This window comes from Micromonospora narathiwatensis (assembly GCF_900089605.1).
GTDB classification, from domain to species: domain Bacteria; phylum Actinomycetota; class Actinomycetes; order Mycobacteriales; family Micromonosporaceae; genus Micromonospora; species Micromonospora narathiwatensis.
On record NZ_LT594324.1, the window covers coordinates 6291969 to 6316262 of the forward strand.

The following is a 24294-nucleotide window of genomic DNA, read 5'->3' on the forward strand; positions in this document are numbered from 1 at the left end:
CCCCCCGAACCCCCGTTCGCCCCGGCCCGGCCGTACGGCACACCGGACCCGACAGGCAACGGAAGTCTCGCCGACCGACCCGCTCGCCGTCGAGACCTTTCAGTCCACGCTTAAAGATGGAGATTAGTGCCGCCAGGTACAGTGCCAACGGTGGTGGGCGTTCCTGCCGTCCGCCCCAGGAGCGCACCATGCTGAAGGTCATTTTCACGAGCGAGGACATCCTGCGGACCAGGGTGGCCCCAACCGCGGATCCGGTCTGGGAGCTGGTCCTCAGCCTGCACCTGCTTCAGGGCCGCCGGAATGAGCCGCTGCTGACCGAGTGGCGCCGCAGCACGGCCCGCACCCTGCGGAAGGACAGCGCCGCCGAGCGGTTCCGCCTTCTCCTCGCCCTCAACCCGCCGCGCGGCTACTTCCCCGACTTCCTCACCCCGTACGCCAGCCGGGAGGGTTTCCAGGCGGGGCTGGCGGCCGTCCGGGGCACCCCCGTCGACATGCTGCACCGGGACCTGACCCGGCTCGCCGAGGAGAACCGGCTGCCCACCCCGGCCGCCGCGCTGGCCCGGGGCGAGCCCGAGGCGCTGCGCCACCTCACCGACTCGATGGCCCGCTACCACTCGCTCGCCGTCACGCCGTACTGGCCTCGGATCCAGGCGGCGGTGGAGGCCGACCGGGCGCGGCGGGCACGGGCGATGCTCGACGGCGGGCCCGAGGGCCTGCTGGCGAGCCTCCGGCCCGGCATGCGGTACGCGGGCGGGGTGCTGGAGGTCCTGGACTACCCGGACAGCCGGGAACTGCACCTGGACGGCCGGGGCCTGCTGCTGGTCCCGTCGTTCTTCTGCGCGCCGACCCCGGTCGCTCTGCTCGACCCGACGCTGCCGCCGGTGCTGGTCTATCCCGTGGACCGGCTCGGTGGCCTCGTCCCGAGGACGGGGCCGGGCGCCGGGCGGAACCCGGACGGCACCCGCGAGGCCCTCGGTGCCCTGCTCGGCCGTACCCGCGCCGCCGTGCTGGAAGCCGCCGACGACGGTTGCACCACCGGGGAGATGGCCCGCCGGCTGCGAATCTCCGCCGCCGCGGCCAGCCAGCACACCACCGTGCTGCGCAATGCCGGCCTGTTGGTCAGCCACCGGGACCGCAACACCGTGCTGCACACCCTCACCCCCCTCGGCCGCGCGGTCCTCGACGCCTGACCACCGCCGGCGTGCCGAGAAAGGGTCAGACGGCCAGGGCGGCGCTCGCCGTGCTGCCGGCCGGTGGCGACAGCAGTGCCGAGGAGATGCCCTCGGCGGCCAGGGCGGTCCGCAGGCGTTGCAGGTCGGCGCCGAAACGCACCAGATCCGCGGGGTCGACCGGGACCGGCGGGGTCCCGAGGACGAGCCCCCCGGCCGGCGCGGGCCAGCCGGGCACGGTGGCGATCAGGCCGGCGCGTACCGCCTCGTCGGTGACGTGGGTGAAGACCGTGCCGGGCGCCACCACCTCGGCGACCGCGGCGATCGCCCGGTCGACGGCGGCCGGGTCGGCCGGCGTCGGTCCCGGGCCGTCGGGCAGGACGGCGGCCTCCCGCAGCCCGACCGCCCTCGCCTCGGCGGTGCCGAGCGAGAACAGGTCCAGTTCGGCGTCGCGGATCAGCGCCCGTGCCCCCTGACCGTCGACGGCCCGCTCGACGCCCAGGTAGCCGCGGACGACGGCCACCGGCACCTGGTCGCACTTGCCCTTGATCAGCTCGGCGGCGCCGGCCAGCTCGTCCACCACCGCCATCTGGGTGAGCTGGAGCTCGTTGCCGTACGGGTCGATCTCGCCCCGGTGGTCGCGGATCGCCGGCATCCCGGCCACCCCGAGCGCGACGTCGGTGAGCCCGTTGCGCCACGGCCGGCCCATGGTGTCGCTGACGATGACCGCGACGTCCAGGTGGTAGTGCTCGCGCAGCGCCGCCCGGAGCGCCTCGGCGGACCCGTCCGGGTCCGTCGGCAGCAGCACCAGTCGGGTCTTGTCCACGTTCGACGCGTCGATGCCGGCGGAGGCCATTACGAAGCCGTGGTGGGTCTGCACGATCCGGGTCGCCCCGCGGGTGGCCACCACCCGGGCGGTCTCCGCGGCGAGCATCTCGTCCCGGGCGGCCAGCCGCTCGGGCCCGTCGGCGGGCACGTCGACCAGCCGGCCCTCCGCCTTCGACACGATCTTGCTGGTCACCACCAGCACGTCGCCGTCGCGCAGCCACGGCGCCGCGGTGGCGATCAGCGCCGCCAGGTCGTCGCCCTCGGTCACGTCGCCGATGCCCAGCACCGGCAGGATCTCCAGCTTCACATCAGCTCCAACGCGGCCCGGACCATCGCGGCCGTCGCCGCCTCGTCGGTCATCCGCAACGGTGCGGACCGTACGGTCACCTCCGGCACCAGCGTTCCCTCGTCCTCCGGCGCGACCAGCCAGCCGTCGAGCAGGCCACCGGCCGAGCGGCCACCGTAGAGGCCACCGACCCCGGCCGCGCTGCACTCCACGCCGAGCACGGCGAGGCAGCGGTCGGCCATGCCGCGTACCGGGGCGCCGCCGATGATCGGGGACACGCCCACCACGGGGGCCGGCCCGTCGGTGACCGCGTCACGCAGCCCCGGCACGGCCAGGATCGGCGCGACGCTCACCACCGGGTTGCTCGGCGCGACCAGCACCACGTCGGCCGAGCCGATCGCCGCCAGCACGCCCGGCGCCGGTTTCGCCGTCTCCGCGCCGACGAAGACGAACCGGTGCGTCGGGAGATCCGCCCGGTACCGCACCCACCACTCCTGGAAGTGGATCGCCCGCTGGCCGCCGTCCAGATCGACCACCACGTGCGTCTCCAGGCGGTCGTCGGTGGCCGGCAGCAGGCGTACGCCGGGCTGCCAGCGGGTGGCGAGCGCCTCGGTCACCTGGGACAGCGGATACCCGGCGTTGAGCATCGTCGTCCGGACCAGGTGGGTGGCGAGGTCCTTGTCGCCCAGACCGAACCAGCTCGGCTCGGCCCCGTACGCGGCCAGCTCCGACTTGACCGTCCAGCTCTCACCGACCCGGCCCCAGCCCCGCTCCGGGTCGGCGCCGCCGCCCAGGGTGTACAGCACGCTGTCCAGGTCCGGGCACACCTTGAGCCCGTGCAGCAGCAGATCGTCGCCGACGTTGACCACGGCGGTCACCTCGGCCCCCACCTCCCGGGCGTAGGCCCGGACGCCGAGCAGGAACCGGGCGCCCCCGATTCCGCCGGTCAGAACCACGATGCGCATGGTGTCCATCCTTCCGCACGCGCAGCCGTCGGTCGGCCGGTGGCCGGGGAGACTAGGCTCACGTCGGCAACTGTCCGCTTTCGTCCCCAAGGGGGAGTCCGTGACCAGCCCCGCCGAGCCCGCGTCCGGCGACGCCACGCAGGCCAGCCAGGTGACCAAGCCACTGCGCGAACTGGCCGCGCTCGTCCTGCTCGGCGCGAACGCCGTGCTGCTCTTCGTCGGCCTGCTGCGCCTGCTGGTGCCGATGGACGCCTACAGCACCATCGGCGGCCGGGCGGGCAGCACGTTCTTCGTGTTCGTCGGCGTCGAGTCGGCGGTGCTGCCGGTGCTGGCCGTCCTGCTCGCCACCCACGTACGGCCGGCGCTGCCCAAGGCCAAGCTGATCACCCAGGCGGCCCTCGGCGAGTACGCCTTCGCCGCGCTGTTCGGCGCGCTGACCTTCCTGATCTGGCTGGTCGGCCGGCTCGCCGAGGCCGAGGTGCTGGACGCCTTCCTCGGCCTGCTGACCCGCCTGGCCTGGGTGGCGATCTTCGGGGTGGCCGCGTTCGTCGTGTACCGGATCTGGCGCGCCCTCTTCTACGTGCCCAAGCCGAAGCCGCAGCCGGGCGTCTACGGCCAGGCCCAGCCGGGCTGGCCGCAGCAGCCGGGCGGCTACCCCGCGCCCGGCCAGCCCGGCGGATACCCGGCCCCGGGCCAGTACGGCCAGCCCGCGCCCCCGTTCAACACCGCCCCGCCGCACGCCCCGCAGGCCGCGCCCCCGTTCGGTGCCCCGCAGGCGGCTCCCCCGTTCGGTGCCCCGCAGGCGGCTCCCCCGTTCGGTGCTCCGCAGCCGGCGCCGCCGTTCAGCGCCCCGCAGTCCGCGCCCCAGTTCGGCGCCCCGCACCCGGCGCCGCCCTTCGGCCAGCCCCCGTCGGCCGACCCGACGCAGGCCATTCCGCGGCAGCCGGTCGAGCCCGGCCAGCCGGCCGCGGAGGACAGCGACCGCACCCAGCGCCTCGACCGGGACGACCCGAACCACCCGCGCTGATCGCCCGGCCGGGCTGATTCGGACCGGCCCGTGTGCCGGACGCGCGACAGTTGCCGGAAAGAGTGGCTTCCCCCTCCGGGGAGCCACTCTTTCGGCGCGTCTGCCGGCCCGACCGGCACGGTGTCCACGCCCGGGGCTCGGTCGTCGGCCGGTCGGCGGCACGCCCCCACCGTGCGGGGCCGGGCGGCGGCGGGCCACGCAGCGCATAGGCTGAGTGGATGGTTGATCGCAGGGAGTCCGTGCCGACCGAGGCGACCGTGCGGCGGGCCCTGAGCCGGGCCGCGACCGGCCGGGCGCTGGACGTCGACGAGGCGAGCGCCCTGTTGACCGCACGCGGGGCCGCGCTCGACGAGCTGCTGCGGATCGCCGGCGAGGTGCGCGACGCCGGGCTGCGGGAGGCCGGCCGCCCGGGGGTGGTCACCTTCTCCAAGAAGGTCTTCATCCCGCTGACCCGGCTCTGCCGGGACCGCTGCCACTACTGCACGTTCGCCACCGTGCCGCACCGGCTCCCGGCCGCGTACCTGGAGCGGGACGAGGTCCTCGCGATCGCCCGGGAGGGCGCGGCGCAGGGCTGCAAGGAGGCGCTGTTCACCCTCGGCGACCGGCCGGAGGAGCGCTGGCCGGCGGCTCGCCGGTGGCTGGACGAGCGCGGCTACGACTCCACCCTGGACTACCTGCGGGCCTGTGCGGTGGCGGTGCTGGAGGAGACGGGCCTGCTGCCGCATCTCAACCCGGGCGTGCTGTCCTGGTCGGAGCTGCAACGGCTCAAGCCGGTCGCGCCGAGCATGGGCATGATGCTGGAGACCACGGCGACCCGGCTCTGGTCGGAGCCGGGCGGCCCGCACTACGGCTCGCCGGACAAGGAGCCGGCCGTCCGGCTCCGGGTGCTCGACGACGCCGGCCGGGTCGGGGTGCCGTTCACCACCGGCCTCCTGATCGGCATCGGGGAGACCCTGGCCGAGCGGGTCGACGCGCTCTTCGCGATCCGCCGCACCCAGCGGGAGTACGGCCACCTCCAGGAGGTGATCGTGCAGAACTTCCGCGCCAAGCCGGACACCGCGATGCGCGGCATGCCGGACGCGGAGCTGCACGACCTGGCCGCCACGGTGGCGGTGGCCCGGGTGCTGCTCGGTCCGAAGGCCCGTGTCCAGGCCCCGCCGAACCTCATCGAGGGCGAGTACGACCTGCTGCTGCGCGCCGGCATCGACGACTGGGGCGGGGTGTCGCCGGTCACCCCGGACCACGTCAACCCGGAGCGCCCCTGGCCGCAGCTCGACGAGCTGGCCCGGCACACCGCGCGGGCCGGCTTCACCCTGCGCGAGCGGCTGACCATCTACCCCGAGTACGTCCGGGCGGGCGACCCGTGGCTGGATCCGCGCCTGCTGCCGCACGTCGCCGCCCTCGCCGACCCGGAGACGGGCCTGGCGGTCGAGGCGGCCCGACCGGTCGGCCGGCCCTGGCAGGAGCCGGACGAGGTCTTCGGCGGGCGTACCGACCTGCACGCCACCATCGACACCACCGGGCGGACCGGGGACCGGCGGGGCGACTTCGACAGCGTCTACGGCGACTGGGCCGAGGTCGCCGGCAAGGTGACCGCCGGGGGCGTACCGGTCGGGGTGGGTGACCTGGCGACCGGCCTGCGGCTGGCCGCGAACGACCCGGCGGCGCTGCTGGAGCCCCGGCACACCGACGCGGCGCTGGCGCTGTTCGCCGCCGACGGGCCGGCGCTGGACGAGTTGTGCCGGATCGCCGACGACGTGCGCCGGGACGCGGTCGGTGACGACGTCACGTACGTGGTCAACCGCAACATCAACTTCAGCAACGTCTGCTACGTCGGTTGCCGGTTCTGCGCCTTCGCCCAGCGGGAGAGCGACGCCGACGCGTACCGGCTCTCGGTGGAGCAGGTCGCCGACCGGGCCGAGGAGGCGTGGGCGGCCGGGGCGAGTGAGGTCTGCCTCCAGGGCGGCATCGACCCGAAGATGCCGGTCACCGGTTACGCCGACATCGTGCGGGCGATCAAGGCCCGGGTGCCGGGCATGCACGTGCACGCATTCTCGCCGATGGAGATCGTCACCGCGGCGGCGAAGGCCGGGGTGCCGGTGAAGGAGTGGCTGCGCCAGCTCCGCGACGCCGGCCTGGACACCATCCCGGGCACCGCCGCGGAGATCCTCGACGACGAGGTCCGCTGGGTGCTCACCAAGGGCAAGCTCCCGGCCGCCGCCTGGGTCGAGGTGGTGAGCACGGCCCACGAGCTGGGCATCCGGTCCAGCTCCACGATGATGTACGGCCACGTCGACCATCCCGGCCAGTGGCTCGCCCATTTCCGGGTGCTGGCCGGCGTGCAGGACCGCACGGGCGGCTTCACCGAGTTCGTGGCCCTGCCGTTCGTGCACACCAACGCGCCGATCTACCTGGCCGGCATCGCCCGCCCCGGGCCGACCTGGCGGGAGAACCGGGCGGTGCACGCGATGGCCCGGCTGCTGCTGCACGGGCGGATCGCCAACATCCAGTGCTCCTGGGTGAAGCTCGGCGACGAGGGCACGGTGGCGATGCTCCAGGGCGGCTGCAACGATCTGGGCGGCACGCTGATGGAGGAGACGATCTCCCGGATGGCCGGCTCGGGCAACGGTTCGGCCCGGACCGAGGAGCAGCTCAGGGCGATCGCGGCGGCGGCGGGCCGGCCGGCCCGCAAGCGGACGACGGCGTACGGTCACGCCGGCGCGTAGCGCCGAACCTTTCCCGATTCGCGTCGACAACGGCGGCGACGGTCATCGGCTTGTCACCAATCGTTTCGAATTCACCACCGGGATCACGAATCCGAGCAGTTTCCGCTGCGCGGTCCACTTCGGCCGGAGAACGGTCGCCATACCGTCTGGTGGGACGAGTGGACGGTTGCGACTCGATCGCGCGAGCACGCTCCCGGTCGCGTCGCGTCCATCATGTGGACGGATGTGCTCGGCGTCCGCCGGCTCGACGGGCGGTGCCGCGCCGGGCGGGTTAACCTTTTCCCCACCACAATGCTGATCTTGGACGGTGTCGCGACGGCCGCCCAGGTGCGGCCCGCCGGAGCCTCCGCCGGGGGTGTCCGCGCCGGTGCGCCACGGCAGAAAACTCGGGCAACTCGCCGGAGAGGGCGTTACCCGTCCGGGGTCTGAATCGATATGGCAGGTTGCGAGGCTCGGGCGGTGGAGATGACCGTCCGGAACGTGTCGGGAGGGCGACTCCATTATCAAGTTTGGCTTGACGGCGCACGCATTACACGCGTGTAATTTGAATGGGGTTGTTCGCTCGGAACGCAACAAATTGTGACCGGACGGACAAGCACGCCTTTCGCGTGGGGGGTTGCAGCGGCGATGACGCCGGTGCGCGACAAGGAGGCATTTGATGGACGGCCAGCTCGAGGTGGCCGACCTGCTCGGAAACGCGCCGGAGTGGCAGGAGCGGGCGCTCTGCTCGCAGACCGACCCGGAGGCGTTCTTTCCCGAGAAGGGCGGCTCGACCCGCGAGGCGAAGCGGATCTGCTCGCGGTGTGAGGTCAAGACGGAGTGCCTGGAGTACGCCCTCGGGCACGACGAGCGGTTCGGAATCTGGGGCGGGCTCTCCGAGCGGGAGCGGCGGAAGCTGAAGCGGCGGGTCGCCGCCTGATGCGGGACCGGGCCGGGGCGGTGGGGGCCGCCCGGCTCGGCCCGACCGCCCGGCCGGCGACGTGCGGCCGGAGGCGGCGGCGGGCGACCGGCTCAGGCCAGCTCGTCGGGATCGACCCCGAGCAGGTTCGCCACCTGCTCGATGATCACGTCGTGTACGAGATCCGCGAGGTCCTCGCGGTCCATGGCACGGAACTCCAGCGGTCGCCGGTAGAGCACGATCCGCGGTGGCACCTCCTGCCGGCCCGGGCGCCCCGGCAGCAGCCGGGCGAGCGGCACCTCGCCGTCCTCCAGCACGTCCGAGTCGTAGACGTTCAGATCCGGCGGTACGTCCTCGACGGCGAACTCGACGCCCGCCAGCTCCTTGGCGAAGCGGCGCTCCAGCGTCTCGACCGTGTCCAGCACCAGGTCGTCGAAGACCTCGGCCTTGGTCCGGGCCAGCGGTACGGTGGCCGGCACCAGCCGCCCCCGCAGCCCCCGCCCGTGCCGGTCGCGGTGGGTGCGCCGGCCGGAGCCGGGGCGGCGGTGTTCCGGGCTCGTCATGAGGCACAGGGTAGCCCCCACAACCGGGTCGCCCGCCGTTGCGCCACTGGTACGGCGTGCCGGTGATCCGATCGGACGAATTGTGATCACCATGACGGGCGTGTCGCAACGCGAAGCGGTGCGCCGGAGCCGGTAATGGAGATACCCTGCCGCCGTGAGGTCACCACGGCGCTGCTCCCGTAACGGCTGCCCCCGGCAAGCGGTCGCCACATTGACTTATGTCTACAACGAGTCGACCGCCGTGGTGGGCCCGTTGGCGGCCTTCGCCGAGCCGCACACGTACGACCTCTGCGAGCCGCACGCCCGCAGCCTGACCGCGCCGCGGGGCTGGGACGTGGTCCGGCACGAGGGCGAGTTCGAGCCCCCGCCGCCCACCACCGACGATCTGGTCGCCCTGGCCGAGGCGGTCCGCGAGGCCGCCCGCCCGGCGCCTCCGCGCCCCCCGGAGGACGACCACGCCGCCCCTCAGCACCCCCAGCAGACCGGCCGCCGGGGCCACCTCCGCGTCATCCCCCCCAACCACTGACCCGCGCCACCCACCACCCTGCCCCGGGGCAGGGGTCAGTGGCCGAGGAAGCGGGAGAAGGCGGCGGCGCGGCGGGAGGGACGCCCGGTGCGGAGTTCGGCCTCGTCGGCGGAGAACATCACCCGCAGGCCGGCGTTGACCGCCAGCCAACGCAGCGGCTCGGGCTCCCACCTCGGGGAGCGGTGGTTGACCCAGGGCAGCGCGGTCAGGTCGCTCGCCGCGCCCCGGATCAGGTCGGCCAGCGTACGCCCGGCCAGGTTGCTGCTGCCGACGCCGTCGCCGACGTAGCCGCCGGCCCAGGCCAGCCCCGTCGTCCGGTCCAGCCCGACCGAGGCGGACCAGTCCCGGGCCACGCCGAGCGGCCCGCCCCAGGTGTGGCTCACCGGCACCTCCGGCCCGATCATCGGGAAGAGCTCACCGAGCACCCGACGCAGCGCGGCGAACACCCGGGGCTCCCGGTCGTAGTCGGGGCGGACCCGGGAGCCGAAGTGGTAGGGCGCGCCCCGGCCGCCGAAGGCGAGCCGGCCGTCGGCGGTGCGCTGGCCGTAGATGATGACGTGCCGGTAGTCGGAGAAGGTCTCCCGCTCGGCCAGCCCGATCTCCGCCCAGGTCGCCTCGGAAAGCGGCTCGGTGGCGACCATCAGCGAGTAGACCGGTGCGACGGTGCGTCGCTGCCCCGGCAGGGCGGGCGTGAAGCCCTCGGTCGCCCGGACCACCACCGGGGCGCGGACCACCCCGGCGGGGGTCTCCGCGGCACCGGAACGCACCGCCGTGACCGGGGTCCGCTCGAAGATCCGTACGCCCCGGCGTTCCACCGCCCGGGCCAGGCCGCGGACCAGCCTCGCGGGGTGCACCGCGGCGCAGTGCGGGGTGTACGTGCCCCCGCGTACCCCGTCGGCGTGGCAGCGGGCGGCGGCCTCGGCGGCGTCCAGCAGCACCAGGTCCTCGTCGGCCAGTCCGTACTCCCGGGCCTCGGCCACGGCGGCCCGGGCCCGGCCGAGCTGGACCTCGCTGCGGGCCAGCACCACCGTCCCGCCGGCCCGCCAGTCGCAGTCGATCCCCTCGTCGGCGACCACGCGTCCCACCTCGCGGACGGTCTCCTGCATGGCCCGCTGCATGTCCAACGCCCGGTCCCGGCCGTGCCGGCGGGACAGCGCGGGCAGTGAGGTGGGCAGCAGCGCCGAGCACCAGCCGCCGTTGCGGCCGGACGCGCCGTACCCGGCGATCTCCTTCTCCAGTACGACGATCCGCAGCGACGGATCCGCGACCGCCAGGTAGTACGCCGTCCACAGGCCGGTGTAGCCGGCACCGACGATCACCACGTCCGCGTCGGCGTCGCCGGGCAGCCCGGGGCGCGGGGCAAGCGGCTCGTCCACGCTGGACAGCCAGTAAGACAGCTCCTGGTAGCGCATCATCACTCCGGCGGGGGCAGGTCGTGACGCAGCCGCGGATCGGGCTGCGGGGTCGGGTCGGTGCCAATGGTGCGGGGCCGGTCCCCGCCGTCGCGAGTCCCGGCCCCGTCCGAAGGTGAGCCGCTGCTCAGAGCCGCGCCCACGCCTCGGTGAGCACGGCACGCAGGATCTGCTCGATCTCGTCGAACTGCTGCTGCTCGGCGATCAGCGGCGGGGCGAGCTGCACCACCGGGTCGCCCCGGTCGTCGGCGCGGCAGTAGAGCCCGGCCTGGAAGAGCGCGCTGGAGAGGAAGCCGCGCAGCAGCCGCTCCGACTCGGCCTCGTCGAAGGTCTCCCGGGTGGTCTTGTCCTTGACCAGCTCGATGCCGTAGAAGTAGCCGTCGCCCCGGACGTCGCCGACGATCGGCAGGTCGTTGAGCTTCTCCAGGGTGGACCGGAACGCGCCCTCGTTGGCCCGGACGTGACCGACCAGGTCCTCGCGGGCGAAGACCTCCAGGTTGGCCAGGGCCACCGCGCAGGAGACCGGGTGGCCGCCGAAGGTCACCCCGTGGGCGAACATGCCGGTCTCGGTGAGGAACGGCTCCATCAGCCGGTCGCTGGCGATCATCGCGCCGAGCGGGGCGTACCCGGAGGTGATGCCCTTGGCGGTGGTGATGATGTCAGGCTGGTAGCCGTACCGGACGGCGCCGAAGTATTCGCCGAGCCGGCCCCACGAGCAGATCACCTCGTCGGAGACGAGCAGCACGTCGTACGCGTCGCAGATCTCCCGGACCCGCTCGAAGTAGCCGGGCGGCGGCGGGAAGCAGCCGCCCGAGTTCTGCACCGGCTCCAGGAAGACCGCGGCCACGGTGTCCGGCCCTTCCCGCTCGATGGCGCGGCCGATCTCCTCGGCGGCCCAGCGGCCGAACGCCTCCGGGGAGTCGCCGTGCTCGGGGGCGCGGTAGAAGTTGGTGTTCGGCACCTTGATGCCACCGGGCACCAGCGGCTCGAAGTCGCTCTTGATGCCGGGCAGGCCGGTGATCGACAGCGCGCCCATCGAGGTGCCGTGGTAGGCGATGTAGCGGCTGACCACCTTGTGCTTGTTCGGCTGGCCGGTGCGCTTGAAGTAGGCCCGGGCCAGCTTCCACGCCGCCTCGACGGCCTCCGAGCCGCCGGTGGTGAAGAAGACCCGGTTCAGGTCACCGGGGGTCAGCGAGGCGACCTTCTCGGCCAGTTCGACGGCCTTCGGGTGGGCGTACGACCACAGTGGGAAGTAGGCCAGCTCGCCGGCCTGCTTGGCGGCAGCCTCGGCGAGTTCGGTCCGGCCGTGGCCGGCGTTGACGACGAAGAGCCCGGCGAGTCCGTCCAGGTAGCGGCGTCCCTGCGAGTCCCAGACGTACGCGCCTTCGCCGCGCACGATCGTCGGTACCTCGCCGGCGGAGTAGCTGGCCATCCGGGTGAAGTGCATCCAGAGGTGGTCGGTGGCGTTGGCCATGTCAGCCCCATCGGGTCTCGGGCCGGTCAGGGGTGACACCGGCCGCTCTGCCCACGGTTATCCCACAGTCAGTGTCGATAACGCAAGCATCAGCCGTCCGGCGCAACGGATTCAGCGAGTGATGTTTGCAACCGCAACGGATTCCGCAGAGTCATCGTCTGGGTGGCTCTAGGTGGTCCAGGCCCTTTGGAGCTGACTCGTTCGCGATATCGCTCGCACCATGGGTGCCCCGAGGCGGGCTGACGGGACAGGTCCAGGGCCTTCGGCCGATGCTCCGTGGCACACCGGACTGGCCGGGCCGTTCATGCTCGCCCGGCTGCCCGGCTGCCCGGCTGCCCGGCTGCCCGGCTGCCCGGCTGCCCGGCTGCACGGAGGTGGCGTACCTGGACAACCAGCTCCGCGGTGAGATCGTGAGCGACCCTCTGGACATTGCTAGCCTGAGGCGCAGGTGGGAGGGCGTCGCCGGTGAGGCGTTCCCCCGCCGCCGGTCGATCGAGCTGATCAGGGAAGTGGCGACCACATGGAGACCGACGCCCGCTGGCGTACCGCCACCCGCAGCAGCAACAACGGCGGCGACTGCGTCGAGGTGGCCGACAACCTGCCCGGCCGGGTGCTGGTGCGGGACAGCAAGGACCGCGACGGTGGCACCCTCGATTTCGCCCCGGCCGCCTGGCGCGCCTTCGTCGACCTGACCAAGCGCTCCGCCTGATCCGGTCGCCGCCGCCTGACCCGGCCGCGTCGGCCCGGTCAGACCGCCGGTCCGGTCAGGCTGTGCCCCAGCTGTAGGTCTGCTTGCGCAGCTTGAGGTAGACGAACGCCTCGGTGGACACCACGCCGGGGACCGTACGCAGCCTCTGGAGGATCTCCAGCAGGTGCGCGTCGTTGCGGCAGACCACCTCGGCCAGCAGGTCGAACGAGCCGGCCGTGATCACCACGTAGTCGATCTCCTCGAATTCGGCGAGCCGGTCCGCCACGGACTCCAGGTCCCCGTCGGTACGCAGGCCGATCATGGCCTGGCGGGGGAAGCCGAGCTGGAGCGGATCGGTCACCGCGACGATCTGCATGACCCCCGCGTCGAGCAGTCGCTGCACCCGCTGCCGGACCGCCGCCTCGGAGAGGCCGACCGCCTTGCCGATGGTCGCGTACGGGCGTCGGCCGTCCTCCTGGAGCTGCTCGATGATCTGCTTGGCAACATCATCGAGCAGTGCGTGACTGGCACCTTCACGCACGGTGACCCGGCGTGCCCCGTTGCCGCTCTCCAGTTGCCGGTTGACCATCATGCGCTCCCCATGTCCGAATTCCTCGCGCTGAGCGTAGTGCCCGCCGCAGTCTGGCGTATTTCGTGGTCCATTGCTATTCCCGCAACGGAATCCCTTGTAAGGGAGGTCACCTCATGTCAGGATCAGTCGTCCATCGCCATTGACCCTCCCGTTGGCAGGCCCCCGTTCCCCCGCCGACGTCGCCCCCTTAGGAGTCGTCACATGCGTAGTCCCCTCCGGCCCCTCACCCGGCGTGGTCTGCTCACCGGCACCCTTGGCTCGGCCGCGCTGCTCGCGACGGCGGGCACCCTGGCCGGCTGCGGCACCAAGGGCGCTCAGCAGACCGAGGCTGGCTGTAAGAGCGAGGACCTCTCCGCGACGGAGAAGAAGCTGGCGTTCTCGAACTGGCCGCAATACATCGACGTCGACGAGAAGAACGCGGCCAAACGGCCCACCGTGGACGCGTTCGTCGCCAAGACCGGCATTCAGGTCACCTACACCGAGGACGTCAACGACAACAACGAGTTCTTCGGCAAGGTGCAGAACCAGCTCGCCGGCTGCCAGCCGACCGGGCGCGACCTCATGGTCCTCACCGACTGGATGGCCAGCCGGATGATCCGGCTCGGCTGGATCCAGAAGCTGGACAAGTCGAAGCTGCCGAACGTCGAGGCCAACCTGCTGCCGTCGCTGCGCAACGTGTCCTTCGACCCGGACCGTCAGCTCTCCGTCCCGTGGCAGTCCGGCCTCTCCGCACTCGCGTACAACGCCAAGGTGACCAAGGAGATCCGCACGGTCGACGAGCTGCTCACCCGCCCGGACCTCAAGGGCAAGGTGACCGCGTTGTCCGAGATGCGGGACACCATGGGCCTGCTGCTCCAGTCCAACGGCCACGACCCGTCGAACTTCACCACCGCGCAGTTCGACGACGCGCTGGCCAAGCTGAAACGGGCCGTCGACTCCGGGCAGATCCGCAAGTTCACCGGCAACGACTACTCCCAGGACCTCAACAAGGGCGACATCGCCGCCTGCATCTGCTGGTCCGGCGACGTGATCCAGCTCGGCTTCGAGAACGAGAACATCAAGTTCGTGGCCCCGGACTCCGGCGTGATGCTCTGGTCGGACAACATGCTGGTCCCGAACAAGGCCACCCACAAGGCGAACGCCGAAGAGCTGATCAACTACTACTACGACCCGGTGGTGGCCGCGAAGCTCGCGGCGTACGTCAACTACATCTGCCCGGTCAAGGGCGCGCAGGCCGAGATGGAGAAGATCGACCCGGACCTGGCCAAGAATCCGCTGATCTTCCCCGACGAGGCGATGCTGTCGAAGGCCAAGCCGTTCATGGCCCTGGACGAGAAGCAGGAGCGGGACTTCGAGGCCAAGTTCCAGAAGGTTATCGGGGCGTGAGAACGATGGGACACGAGACACCGGCCGGCGACCTGCGCCTGGCCAACCTGACCAAGCGGTTCGGCGTCTTCACCGCGGTGGACGACCTCAGTCTGACCATCCCGCAGGGCTCGTTCTTCGCCCTGCTCGGGGCGTCCGGCTGCGGCAAGACCACCACCCTACGGATGATCGCCGGGCTGGAGGAGCCGACCAGCGGGCAGGTGCTGCTCGGTGACCGGGACATCGCCGGGCTGCGACCGTACAAGCGGCCGGTGAACACCGTGTTCCAGAGCTACGCGCTCTTCCCGCACCTCGACATCCACGAGAACGTGGCCTTCGGGCTGCGTCGGCGCGGCATCCGCAAGGTGACCGAACAGGTCGAGCAGATGCTCGCGCTGGTGCAACTCGAAGGCTACGGCCGCCGCAAGCCGGCCCAGCTCTCCGGCGGCCAGCAGCAGCGGGTCGCGCTGGCCCGCGCGTTGATCAACCACCCGCAGGTGCTGCTGCTGGACGAGCCGCTCGGCGCGCTCGACCTGAAGCTGCGCCGGCAGATGCAGATCGAGCTGAAGCGGATCCAGACGGAGGTCGGGATCACCTTCGTGCACGTCACCCACGACCAGGAGGAGGCCATGACCATGGCCGACACCGTCGCGGTGATGAACGCGGGCCGGATCGAGCAGCTCGGCGCCCCCGCCGAGATCTACGAGTACCCGGCCAGCGCGTTCGTGGCGAACTTCCTGGGCCAGTCCAACCTGCTCGCGGGCGAGGCCGCCGGGCGTAGCGGGGACGAAGTGCTGGTCACCGCGCACGGCGCGCGCTTCTCGGTGCCCGCCGGCCGGGCCCGCGTCGAGCAGGGACCGGTCTTCCTCGGGGTACGCCCCGAGAAACTGCACCTGGTCGAGCACTCCGGCGCGGTCCCGGTCAACCACCAGCACATCGGCGGCGTCATCACCGACGCCTCCTACGTCGGCGTGAGCACGCAGTACCTGGTGCGGACGGCGTGGGGCAGCGAGTTGTCCGCGTTCGCCGCGAACAGTGGGGTCGACAGGTGGCTCCCGGTCGGCACGCCCGTGGTCGCGCACTGGGATCCCAGGCACGCCTTCCTGCTGCACCGCGAGGCCGGCGAGGACGACCAGACCACTCCGCTGCTCGACGAGCCGCCGGTGGGCGTGGCGTCATGACCGCCCTCGCTCACGTGCCGACCGGCTCGGGGCAGTCGGCCGCGCCGCCGGCGGCCCGCCGAGGGCGCTCCCGGCTGCTGCCGTACCTGCTGCTGCTCCCGGGCGCCGCCTGGCTGTTCGTCTTCTTCGCCCTGCCGCTGCTGCAACTCGCTGCGGCCAGCCTCTACGACCCGAGCGGATCACTGTCGACCGGGTACGCGATGACCTGGGCCTTCGGCAACTATCCGGAGGCGTTGCAGGCGTACTGGCCGCAGTTCGTCCGGTCGTTCGTCTACTCGGCGATCGCGCTGGTGCTGGCCCTGCTGATGGGCTACCCGCTGGCGTACGCGATCGCCCAGAAGGCCGGCCGCTGGAAGAACCTGCTGCTGGTCGCGGTGGTCGCGCCGATGTTCACCAGCTTCCTGGTCCGTACGCTGGCCTGGAAGACCATCCTGTCGGACAACGGCTGGGTGGTCGGTGTGCTACGCGACGTACACCTGCTCGGGCCGGACGGCCGGCTGCTGGCCACCCCGGTCGCGGTGGTGCTCGGCCTGACGTACAACTTCCTGCCCTTCCTGGTGCTGCCGCTGTACGCGAACCTGGAGCGGCTGGACCCCCGGCTGCTGGAGGCGGCGAGCGACCTGTACGCGAGCCCGCTGCGGGCGTTCCAGAAGGTCACCCTGCCGCTGTCGATGCCCGGGCTGATCGCCGGCACTCTGCTGTTCTTCATCCCGGCCACCGGTGACTACATCAACGCCGAACTGCTCGGCACGCCGAACGAATACATGATCGGCAACGTCATCGACTCGGCGTTCCTGGTCCGGCTGGACTACCCGCAGGGCGCGGCCCTGTCGTTCCTGCTGATGGCGGCGATCCTCGCGATCGTCTTCGTCTATCTGCGCAAGGCCGGTACGGAGGAGGTCCTGTGAGCGGGAGGAGTGCAGCGAAGCGGAGCCCCGCAGTCGCGAACGGAGGGCGGGCACTGTGAGACTGTCCCGTTGGCTGGCCGACCGCTGGGTGATGGGCGCCGCCCTGCTGGTCCTCGGCTACCTGTCGCTGCCGATCCTGGTGGTCGCCGGGCTCTCCTTCAACCGGCCGGCGAGCAAGCTGTCCTACGACTTCAACGAGTTCACCCTGGACAACTGGAAGCAGCCCTGCGCCACCGCCGACATGTGCGACGCGGTGGGCCGGAGCATGCTGATCGGCCTGATCGCCACGTTGGTCGCCACCGTCCTCGGCACGCTGATGGCGTTCGCCCTGGTCCGGCACGGTTTCAAGGGCCGGGCCGGGATCAACGGGCTGATCTTCCTGCCGATGGCGACCCCGGAGCTGGTGATGGGCACCTCGCTGCTCGCCCTCTTCGTCGCGGCCGGGGTGCCGCAGGGCTTCTGGACCATCGTCATCGCGCACGTGATGTTCTGCGTGTCGTTCGTGGTGGTCACCGTGAAGGCCCGGCTCGCCGGCATGGACCGGCGGCTGGAGGAGGCCGCCATGGACCTGTACGCCAGCGAGTGGCAGACCTTCCGGCGGATCACCCTGCCCCTGGTGCTGCCCGGCATCCTGGCCGCCGCGCTGCTCTCCTTCTCGCTCAGCTTCGACGACTTCATCATCACGAACTTCAACGCCGGCACCACCGTCACCTTTCCGATGTACGTCTGGGGCGCCGCCCAGCGGGGCATCCCGCCGCAGGTCAACGTCATCGGCACGGCGATGTTCGCGATCGCGCTGCTGCTCGTGGGGGCCAGCTCGTTGCAGGGCCGGCGGGCCCGACGCGCCGCCCTCGCGGCCACCGTCGCCGCCCGGCCGACGGCGAAGAGCGGATCATGAAACTCCCGCATACCGGCCGGGCGCTGGCCGACGCCGCGCCCGTCCCGTACTGGCTGGACCGACCGGAACGCCCCGACCCGCTGCCGCCGCTGACCGGTACGCACGAAGCCGACCTGCTGGTGGTCGGTGGCGGGTACTCGGGGCTCTGGACCGCGCTGCTGGCCAAGGCGGCCGAGCCCGACCGGGATGTGCTCCTGGTCGAGGCGGGCACCTGCGGCTGGGCGGCGTCCGGGCGTAACGGCGGGTTCTGCGCCGCCTCGCTCACCCACGGCCTGGCCAACGGCGTCGACCGGTTCCCCGGCGAGATCGACGAGTTGGAACGGCTCGGCCGGGAGAACCTGGACGCCATCGCCGCCACGATCGACCGGCACGGCATCGACTGCGACTTCGAGCGCACCGGCGAGCTGGCGGTGGCCGTCGAGCCGTACCAGCTCGCCGGGCTCGCCGAGGACGCCGAGCTGGCCGGCCGGTACGGCCACGACGTGCGCCTGCTCGACCGGGACGAGGTACGCGCCGAGGTGGACTCACCGACGTACCTCGGCGGGATGTGGGACCGGGACCGGGTGGCCCTGCTCGACCCGGCGAGGCTCGCCTGGGGGCTGCGCCGCGCCGCCCTCGACCTGGGCGTACGCCTGCACGAGCACACCCGGGTCACCGGCCTGCACCGCGACGGCACGGCGCTGCGGGCGGCCACCACCGGCGGCGCGGCGGCCACGCCCGGCAGCGTGCGAGCCCGGCGGGTGGTGCTCGGCACCAACGCGTTCCCGCCGCTGCTGCGCCGGCTGCGCGCCTGGCTGGTGCCGGTCTACGACTACGCGCTGATGACCGAGCCGCTGTCGGAGGAGCAGCGCAAGGCCGTCGGCTGGGCGAACCGGCAGGGGCTGGCCGACCTCGGCAACCAGTTCCACTACTACCGGATCACCGCCGACGGCCGGATCCTCTTCGGCGGCTACGACGCGATCTACCACTACGGCAACCGGATGGCCCCCGAACTGGAGCAGCGGGAGGCCACCTTCACCGCCCTGGCTCGGCACTTCTTCACCACGTTCCCCCAGCTTGAGGGCCTTCGGTTCAGCCACCGGTGGGGTGGCGTCATCGACACCTGCACCCGGTTCTGCCCGTTCTTCGGCACCGCGTACGACGGAAGGCTGGCGTACGCGGCCGGGTTCACCGGGCTCGGCGTCGGGGCGACCCGGTTCGGCGCCCGGGTGATGCTCGACCTGCTCGGCGGTGAGCAGACCCCGCTGACCCGGCTCGACCTGGTACGCGGCAAACCGCTGCCGTTCCCGCCGGAGCCGTTCCGGGCCACCGGCATCAATCTCACCCGCTGGTCGCTGGCCCGCGCCGACGCGCGCGAGGGTCGGCGCAACCTGTGGCTGCGTACGCTCGATCGTTTTGGTTTGGGGTTCGATTCCTGATGCGTATCCTGCTCGTCGGCGCCGGCGGGGTCGGCTCCGCCGCCGTCGCCATCGCCGCCCGCCGTTCCTTCTTCGAGACCATGGTGGTCGCCGACCACGACCTCGGCCGCGCCGAGCGGGCCGTGGCCGGGCACGGTGACCGGTTCGTCGCCGCCGCGCTCGACGCCTCCACGGCGGACGCGGTCACCGCGCTCTGCCGCGAGCACCGGATCACCCACGTGCTCAACGCGGTCGACCCACGCTTCGTCATGCCGATCTTCGACGGCGCGTTCGCCGCCGGGGCCGACTACCTGGACATGGCGATGTCGCTGTCCCACCCGCACCCGACCGTGCCCTACGCGGAGACCGGCGTGAAGCTCGGCGACGACCAGTTCGCCGTTTCTGAACAGTGGTCCGCCGCCGGCCGCCTCGCGCTCTGCGGTGTCGGCGTCGAGCCCGGCCTCTCCGACGTCTTCGCCCGCTACGCCGCCGACGAACTCTTCGCCGAGATCGACGAAGTCGGGGTACGCGACGGCGCCAACCTCACCGTCGACGGCTACGACTTCGCCCCGTCGTTCTCCATCTGGACCACCATCGAGGAGTGCCTGAACCCGCCGGTGATCTGGGAGGCCGACCGGGGCTGGTACACCACCCCGCCGTTCTCCGAGCCGGAGGTCTTCGAGTTCCCGGCGGGGATCGGCCCGGTCGAGTGCGTCAACGTGGAGCACGAGGAGGTGCTGCTCATCCCGCGCTGGGTGAAGGCACGGCGGGTCACCTTCAAGTACGGCCTCGGCGACGAGTTCATCGAGGTGCTCAAGACCCTGCACAAGCTGGGCCTCGACTCGACCCGGCCGGTGCGCGTACGCGGCGTCGAGGTCTCCCCGCGCGACGTGGTGGCCGCCTGCCTGCCCGACCCGGCCACGCTCGGCGACCGGATGCGGGGCAAGACCTGCGCCGGCACGTACGTGACCGGCACCGGCGTCGACGGCCGGCCGCGGCGGGTCTACCTCTACCACGTGGTCGACAACGAGTGGTCGATGCGGGAGTACGGCCACCAGGCGGTGGTCTGGCAGACCGCCGTCAACCCGATCGTCGCGCTGGAGCTGCTGGCCACCGGCGCCTGGTCCGGCACCGGCGTGCTCGGCCCGGAGGCGCTGCCGCCGAGGCCCTTCCTCGACCTGCTGACCGGCTACGGCTCGCCGTGGGGGATGGAGGAGCGGTGACCCGCTACGGTCCGATGTTCGGCCCCGACGTGACGTTCCTCGGGGTGCCGCCGTGCACCCTCGACGAGCCGGACACCTACGCGGACGCGGACGTGGTGATCGTCGGCGCGCCCTTCGACGGCGGCACCTCGCACCGGCCGGGCACCCGGTTCGGCCCGTCCGCCATCCGGCAGGCCTGCTACCTGCCGCACGACGGCTCCCGCCCGTCCCTGGCGCTGCGCGTGGACGGCCTGCGGGACCTGCGCGTCTACGACGCCGGCGACGTGGAGATGTTCTCCGGCGACATCGAACGGTCGCTGACCTCACTGGAGACCGCCGTGCACGCGGTCGCGTCCGCCGGTGCGATCCCGATCGTCCTCGGCGGGGACCACTCCATCGCCCTGCCCGACGCCACCGGCGTGGCCCGCCACCATGGGCTCGGCCGGGTGTCGTTGGTGCACTTCGACGCGCACGCCGACACCGGTGACATCGAGTTCGGCTCGCTGCACGGGCACGGCCAGCCGATGCGCCGACTCATCGAGTCCGGCGCGGTACGCGGCGACCGCTTCCTCCAGATCGGTCTGCGCGGTTACTGGCCCGGCCCGGAGACCCTGACGTGGATGGCCGGGCAGCGGATGCGCTCGTACGAGATGACCGAGGTGGTGGCGCGCGGGCTCGACGAGTGCCTGACCGAGGCGTTCGGGATCGCGGTGGACGAGTGCGAGGGCGTGTTCCTCTCCGTCGACGTGGACGTGGTCGACCCGGGCATGGCCCCCGGCACCGGCACCCCGGAACCCGGCGGGCTGACCTCCCGGCAGCTCCTCGACGCGGTCCGCCGCTGCTGCTACGAGCTGCCGATCGTCGGGGTGGACGTGGTCGAGGTGGCCCCGCCGTACGACCACGCCGACATCACCGCCTACCTCGGCAACCGAGTGGTCCTGGAAGCCCTGTCCGCGATCGCCCGCCGCCGCCACGACGCCGCCGGCGCCCCACCCTGGAACCCCCACCAACCCCTCCTAGACGCCCGCTAACCCCTCCCCGCCCTCCCCGCCCACCCTCCCTCCCCTCCCTCCCTCCCCACCCTCCCCACCCCTATCCGCGCGATCTTGCAGTTAGTGTCCTGGCATACCGTCACTAATCGGGCATGTAGCCGGCGCCAACTGCAAGATCGCGCGCGGAGGGTGGGGGCTAGCACGGGGGAGGGGGTGGGGTGGGGTTGTCCACAGGGGAGGTTGTTGTCCACAGGGGGTGGGGGTGGTGGGGCGGGGGCAGGTGTTGCGGGGCGCAGGGTGGGGGGATGTCTACCCAGTTGTGGCGGACCCGGGAACTGATGCGCGTCCTGACCGTACGGCGGATCCGAACCCAGGTGGACCGCGAAGAACTCGTACGGGTGCGGCGGGGCGTCTACGCGCCGTACGTGTGCGACGACGAGGACGAGCTGCGTGCCCTGCTGATGTGTCTGCCGGAGGGCGCCATGCTCGCGATGCAGAGCGCCGCCCGCCGTCACGGATTCGGCGTACTGCGCGAGGCGCTCGTACACGTCCAGCTCCCGCCGCAGATAGCCAAGCCCAGGCTCCCCGGTCTGGTCGTCCACCACTCGGTACTGCCGGCGCGTCCGGTGCTGATCGGTGGGCTGCCCTGCGTACCCGCCGCGCAGTGTGCCGTCGACCTGGCCCGTAGCGTTCGGCGGACGGACGCGCTGCCGGTGCTCGACGCCGCGCTCCGCTCGGGTGCCGTCACTCAGGACGACCTCCTGGTCGAGTTGGCCCTGCACCGGGCGCTGCGCGGTGTACGCCAAGCACGCGATCTGGTGCCGCGCGCGGATGGGCGCTCGGAGTGCCGCCAGGAGAGCCAGCTCAGGCTGCTCCTGCTCGACGCAGGGCTGCCGGTGCCCGAACCGCAGATGTGGGTGTACGACGAGTACGGCGTTCCACGCTTCCGCATCGATCTCGGGTACCGCGAACGGAGGGTCGGCATCGAGTACGACGGCCTGTCCCACCTTGACCGGGACCGGCTCCGCCATGATCGCGATCGGATCAACTGGTTGGACGCCAACGGCTGGCGGATGCGCTATTTCACCGACCGCGACCTCTACCGCCGCCCCTCCCACATCCTCACCACCATCCGAACCGCCCTAACCCCCTAACCCCCCACCCCCACCCCCGCCCCCCACCCCCTCGGCGATCTTGCACTTCCTTGCGGTGCAGAAGGCGTAAATGCGACATCAAGGCGACCCAAAGTGCAAGATCGCCGAGGAGAGGGCGGGGAGGGTGGGGAGGGTGGGGAGGGTGGGTGGGGAGGGAGGGTGGGTGGGGAGGGTTGGGGGAGGTGGGAGCGGGTGAGGAAGCGGAGGCCCTCGGGGGCTTCCAGGGAGAAGCCGCTGCCACGCCCCGGCACCACGTCGACCGTCAGCCTCGTGTGCTTCCACAGCTCCCACTGGGCGGCAGAGATCCAGAACTCCACGGGCTCGTCGACGCCGTCCACGGAGAGCGAGGCCAGCAGGACGTCGGAGGAGCCGGTGCGGAACTCGCCGGCCGGGTAGCACATCGGGGCGCTGCCGTCGCAGCAGCCGCCGGACTGGTGGAACATGAGTGGGCCGTGCTGCCCCCGCAGCGACCGGATCAGCTCGGCCGCCGCGGGGGTGAGGGTCACCAGGTCGCCCATCAGAAGAAGCCCAGCTTCTTCGGCGAGTAACTGACCAGCAGGTTCTTTGTCTGCTGGTAGTGCTCCAGCATCATCTTGTGGTTCTCCCGGCCGATGCCGGACTGCTTGTAGCCGCCGAACGCGGCGTGCGCCGGGTACGCGTGGTAGCAGTTGGTCCAGACCCGGCCGGCCTGGATCGCCCGTCCGGCCCGGTACGCGGTGTTGATGTCCCGGGTCCAGACGCCGGCACCGAGGCCGTACAGGGTGTCGTTGGCGATCTTGACGGCGTCGTCCAGGTCGGCGAAGGAGGTCACCGAGACCACCGGGCCGAAGATCTCCTCCTGGAAGATCCGCATCGAGTTGTCGCCCTCGAAGATGGTCGGTTCAACGTAGTATCCGCCCGACAGGTCGCCACCCAGGTCGGCCCGGGATCCTCCGGTCAGTACCCGGGCGCCCTCCTGCCGGCCGATGTCCAGGTAGGACAGGATCTTCTCCAGTTGGTCGTTCGACGCCTGCGCCCCGATCATCGTCTCGGTGTCCAGCGGGTGGCCCTGGCGTACCTGACGGGTCCGGTCGACCGCGGCGGCGAGGAAGTCCGCGTAGTGGCCCTGCTGGATCAGCGCCCGGGACGGGCAGGTGCAGACCTCGCCCTGGTTCAGGGCGAACATGGTGAAGCCTTCGAGGGCCTTGTCCAGGAAGTCGTCGGAAACCGCGCTGACGTCGTCGAAGAAGATGTTCGGGCTCTTGCCGCCCAGTTCCAGGGTGACCGGCCTGATGTTCTCGCTGGCGTACTGCATGATCAGCCGCCCGGTGGTGGTCTCGCCGGTGAACGCCACCTTGGCCACCCGTGGTGAGGACGCCAGTGGCTTGCCCGCCTCGACGCCGAAGCCGTTGACCACGTTGACCACGCCCGGCGGGAGCAGGTCAGCGACGAGCGAGAGCAGGTAGTGGATCGACGCCGGGGTCTGCTCGGCGGGCTTGAGCACCACCGCGTTGCCGGCGGCGAGCGCCGGGGCGAGCTTCCAGGTCGCCATGAGCAGCGGGAAGTTCCACGGGATGATCTGCCCGACCACGCCGAGCGGCTCGTGGAAGTGGTACGCCACGGTGTCGTCGTCGAGTTCGCCGAGCGAGCCTTCCTGGGCCCGGATCGCCCCGGCGAAGTACCGGAAGTGGTCGATGGCCAGGGGGATGTCGGCGGCCAGGGTCTCCCGTACCGGCTTGCCGTTCTCCCAGGTCTCGGCGACGGCCAGGGACTCCAGGTTCTCCTGCATCCGGTCGGCGATCCGGTTCAGGATCAGCGCCCGTTCGGCGACCGGGGTGCGGCCCCACGCGTCGGCCGCGCCGTGCGCGGCGTCGAGGGCCTTCTCGACGTCCTCGGAGGTGCCCCGGGCCACCTCGCAGAAGGTCTGCCCGGTCACCGGGGTCGGGTTCTCGAAGTACCGGCCGCCGTGCGGCTTCACGTACTCGCCGCCGATGAAGTGGTCGTAGCGGGACTGCCAGTGGGTGGGCGCGTCGTAGCGCGTCATGGGTACCTCCGCCGTCCGTT

The 24294-nt window shown here is 71.9% G+C and carries 21 protein-coding genes and 1 pseudogene; 14 read left to right on the top strand and 8 right to left on the bottom strand.

Translation table 11 applies throughout. The features are described from left to right. Positions 1-188: 188 nt before the first annotated feature. Positions 189-1190, top strand: coding sequence for an ArsR/SmtB family transcription factor (locus GA0070621_RS27865; protein ID WP_091201319.1), 1002 nt, complete (start codon positions 189-191; stop codon positions 1188-1190). 25 nt (positions 1191-1215) lie between these two features. On the opposite strand, the gene GA0070621_RS27870 is transcribed toward GA0070621_RS27865, so the two are convergent. Further along, positions 1216-2304, bottom strand: coding sequence for a coenzyme F420-0:L-glutamate ligase (locus tag GA0070621_RS27870; protein WP_091201321.1), 1089 nt, complete (start codon positions 2302-2304; stop codon positions 1216-1218). Further along, a complete protein-coding gene (gene cofD, locus GA0070621_RS27875) occupies positions 2301-3248 on the bottom strand; it encodes a 2-phospho-L-lactate transferase (RefSeq protein ID WP_091202922.1) in 948 nt (315 codons plus the stop codon). The genes GA0070621_RS27870 and cofD overlap by 4 nt, the downstream gene beginning before the upstream one ends. Positions 3249-3348: 100 nt before the next feature. Here cofD and GA0070621_RS27880 point away from each other — a divergent pair, with 100 nt between their 5' ends. The 3 genes from GA0070621_RS27880 to GA0070621_RS27890 all read left to right on the top strand — a co-directional run bounded on the left by GA0070621_RS27880 (position 3349) and on the right by GA0070621_RS27890 (position 7920). Next, positions 3349-4275 (top strand): hypothetical protein, encoded by a 927-nt coding sequence (locus GA0070621_RS27880; RefSeq protein ID WP_091201323.1) that lies wholly within the window; start codon positions 3349-3351, stop codon positions 4273-4275. Between the two features lie 218 nt (positions 4276-4493). Continuing rightward, a complete protein-coding gene (locus GA0070621_RS27885; RefSeq protein WP_091201325.1) occupies positions 4494-7001 on the top strand; it encodes a bifunctional FO biosynthesis protein CofGH in 2508 nt (835 codons plus the stop codon). Positions 7002-7659: 658 nt separating this feature from the next. Beyond that, a complete protein-coding gene (locus tag GA0070621_RS27890; protein WP_013284161.1) occupies positions 7660-7920 on the top strand; it encodes a WhiB family transcriptional regulator in 261 nt (86 codons plus the stop codon). A 92-nt stretch (positions 7921-8012) separates the two neighbouring features. Here the strand turns inward: GA0070621_RS27890 and GA0070621_RS27895 are convergent, their stop codons facing one another. Then, positions 8013-8462: a metallopeptidase family protein gene (locus tag GA0070621_RS27895; RefSeq protein WP_088963879.1), complete on the bottom strand. Its 450-nt coding sequence runs from the start codon at positions 8460-8462 to the stop codon at positions 8013-8015. A 154-nt stretch (positions 8463-8616) separates the two neighbouring features. Here GA0070621_RS27895 and GA0070621_RS27900 point away from each other — a divergent pair, with 154 nt between their 5' ends. Continuing rightward, positions 8617-8988 (top strand): DUF3499 domain-containing protein, encoded by a 372-nt coding sequence (locus GA0070621_RS27900; protein WP_091201327.1) that lies wholly within the window; start codon positions 8617-8619, stop codon positions 8986-8988. A 35-nt stretch (positions 8989-9023) separates the two neighbouring features. On the opposite strand, the gene GA0070621_RS27905 is transcribed toward GA0070621_RS27900, so the two are convergent. Continuing rightward, entirely contained in the window at positions 9024-10403 is a 1380-nt protein-coding gene (locus tag GA0070621_RS27905; protein WP_091201329.1) for an NAD(P)/FAD-dependent oxidoreductase, read from the bottom strand. 124 nt (positions 10404-10527) lie between these two features. Next, positions 10528-11874 carry an aspartate aminotransferase family protein gene (locus tag GA0070621_RS27910; protein WP_091201331.1) on the bottom strand — a complete coding sequence of 449 codons (1347 nt, stop codon included), beginning with the start codon at positions 11872-11874 and terminating at the stop codon, positions 10528-10530. A 520-nt stretch (positions 11875-12394) separates the two neighbouring features. Here GA0070621_RS27910 and GA0070621_RS27920 point away from each other — a divergent pair. Beyond that, complete coding sequence (locus tag GA0070621_RS27920) at positions 12395-12583, top strand: DUF397 domain-containing protein (RefSeq protein ID WP_091201334.1); 189 nt, start codon at positions 12395-12397, stop codon at positions 12581-12583. A gap of 55 nt (positions 12584-12638) precedes the next feature. Here GA0070621_RS27920 and GA0070621_RS27925 read toward each other — a convergent pair whose 3' ends face one another. Next, positions 12639-13151, bottom strand: a complete 513-nt coding sequence (locus GA0070621_RS27925) for an Lrp/AsnC family transcriptional regulator (protein WP_091202924.1) — start codon at positions 13149-13151, stop codon at positions 12639-12641. 204 nt (positions 13152-13355) lie between these two features. On the opposite strand from GA0070621_RS27925, the gene GA0070621_RS27930 reads away from it, so the two are divergent. From GA0070621_RS27930 to GA0070621_RS27965, 8 genes are all read left to right on the top strand, one after another. Further along, a complete protein-coding gene (locus GA0070621_RS27930) occupies positions 13356-14540 on the top strand; it encodes an ABC transporter substrate-binding protein (RefSeq protein WP_091201336.1) in 1185 nt (394 codons plus the stop codon). Positions 14541-14545: 5 nt separating this feature from the next. Beyond that, the gene (locus GA0070621_RS27935) at positions 14546-15700 is read left to right on the top strand and encodes an ABC transporter ATP-binding protein (RefSeq protein WP_091201339.1); all 1155 of its coding nucleotides are present in this window, start codon (positions 14546-14548) and stop codon (positions 15698-15700) included. Beyond that, entirely contained in the window at positions 15697-16608 is a 912-nt protein-coding gene (locus tag GA0070621_RS27940) for an ABC transporter permease (protein ID WP_091201341.1), read from the top strand. The genes GA0070621_RS27935 and GA0070621_RS27940 overlap by 4 nt, the downstream gene beginning before the upstream one ends. A gap of 55 nt (positions 16609-16663) precedes the next feature. Further along, complete coding sequence (locus GA0070621_RS27945; RefSeq protein ID WP_231920975.1) at positions 16664-17506, top strand: ABC transporter permease; 843 nt, start codon at positions 16664-16666, stop codon at positions 17504-17506. Further along, positions 17503-18924 carry an NAD(P)/FAD-dependent oxidoreductase gene (locus tag GA0070621_RS27950; RefSeq protein WP_091201344.1) on the top strand — a complete coding sequence of 474 codons (1422 nt, stop codon included), beginning with the start codon at positions 17503-17505 and terminating at the stop codon, positions 18922-18924. Before GA0070621_RS27945 ends, GA0070621_RS27950 begins: the two co-directional genes overlap by 4 nt. After that, the gene (locus GA0070621_RS27955) at positions 18924-20126 is read left to right on the top strand and encodes a saccharopine dehydrogenase family protein (RefSeq protein ID WP_091201346.1); all 1203 of its coding nucleotides are present in this window, start codon (positions 18924-18926) and stop codon (positions 20124-20126) included. The genes GA0070621_RS27950 and GA0070621_RS27955 overlap by 1 nt, the downstream gene beginning before the upstream one ends. Next, on the top strand, positions 20123-21136 hold the full coding sequence (gene speB / locus GA0070621_RS27960) for an agmatinase (protein ID WP_091201348.1): 1014 nt from the start codon (positions 20123-20125) through the stop codon (positions 21134-21136). Before GA0070621_RS27955 ends, speB begins: the two co-directional genes overlap by 4 nt. 266 nt (positions 21137-21402) lie before the next feature. Beyond that, positions 21403-22251, top strand: coding sequence for a DUF559 domain-containing protein (locus GA0070621_RS27965; protein WP_091201350.1), 849 nt, complete (start codon positions 21403-21405; stop codon positions 22249-22251). Positions 22252-22430: 179 nt separating this feature from the next. On the opposite strand, the pseudogene GA0070621_RS27970 reads toward GA0070621_RS27965, so the two are convergent. Both GA0070621_RS27970 and adh read right to left on the bottom strand, forming a co-directional pair. After that, positions 22431-22769, bottom strand: a pseudogene (locus GA0070621_RS27970) (DUF779 domain-containing protein); the annotation flags it as partial. After that, positions 22769-24274 (bottom strand): aldehyde dehydrogenase, encoded by a 1506-nt coding sequence (gene adh, locus GA0070621_RS27975; protein WP_091201352.1) that lies wholly within the window; start codon positions 24272-24274, stop codon positions 22769-22771. The gene adh and the pseudogene GA0070621_RS27970, both read right to left, overlap by 1 nt. Positions 24275-24294: the final 20 nt, after the last annotated feature.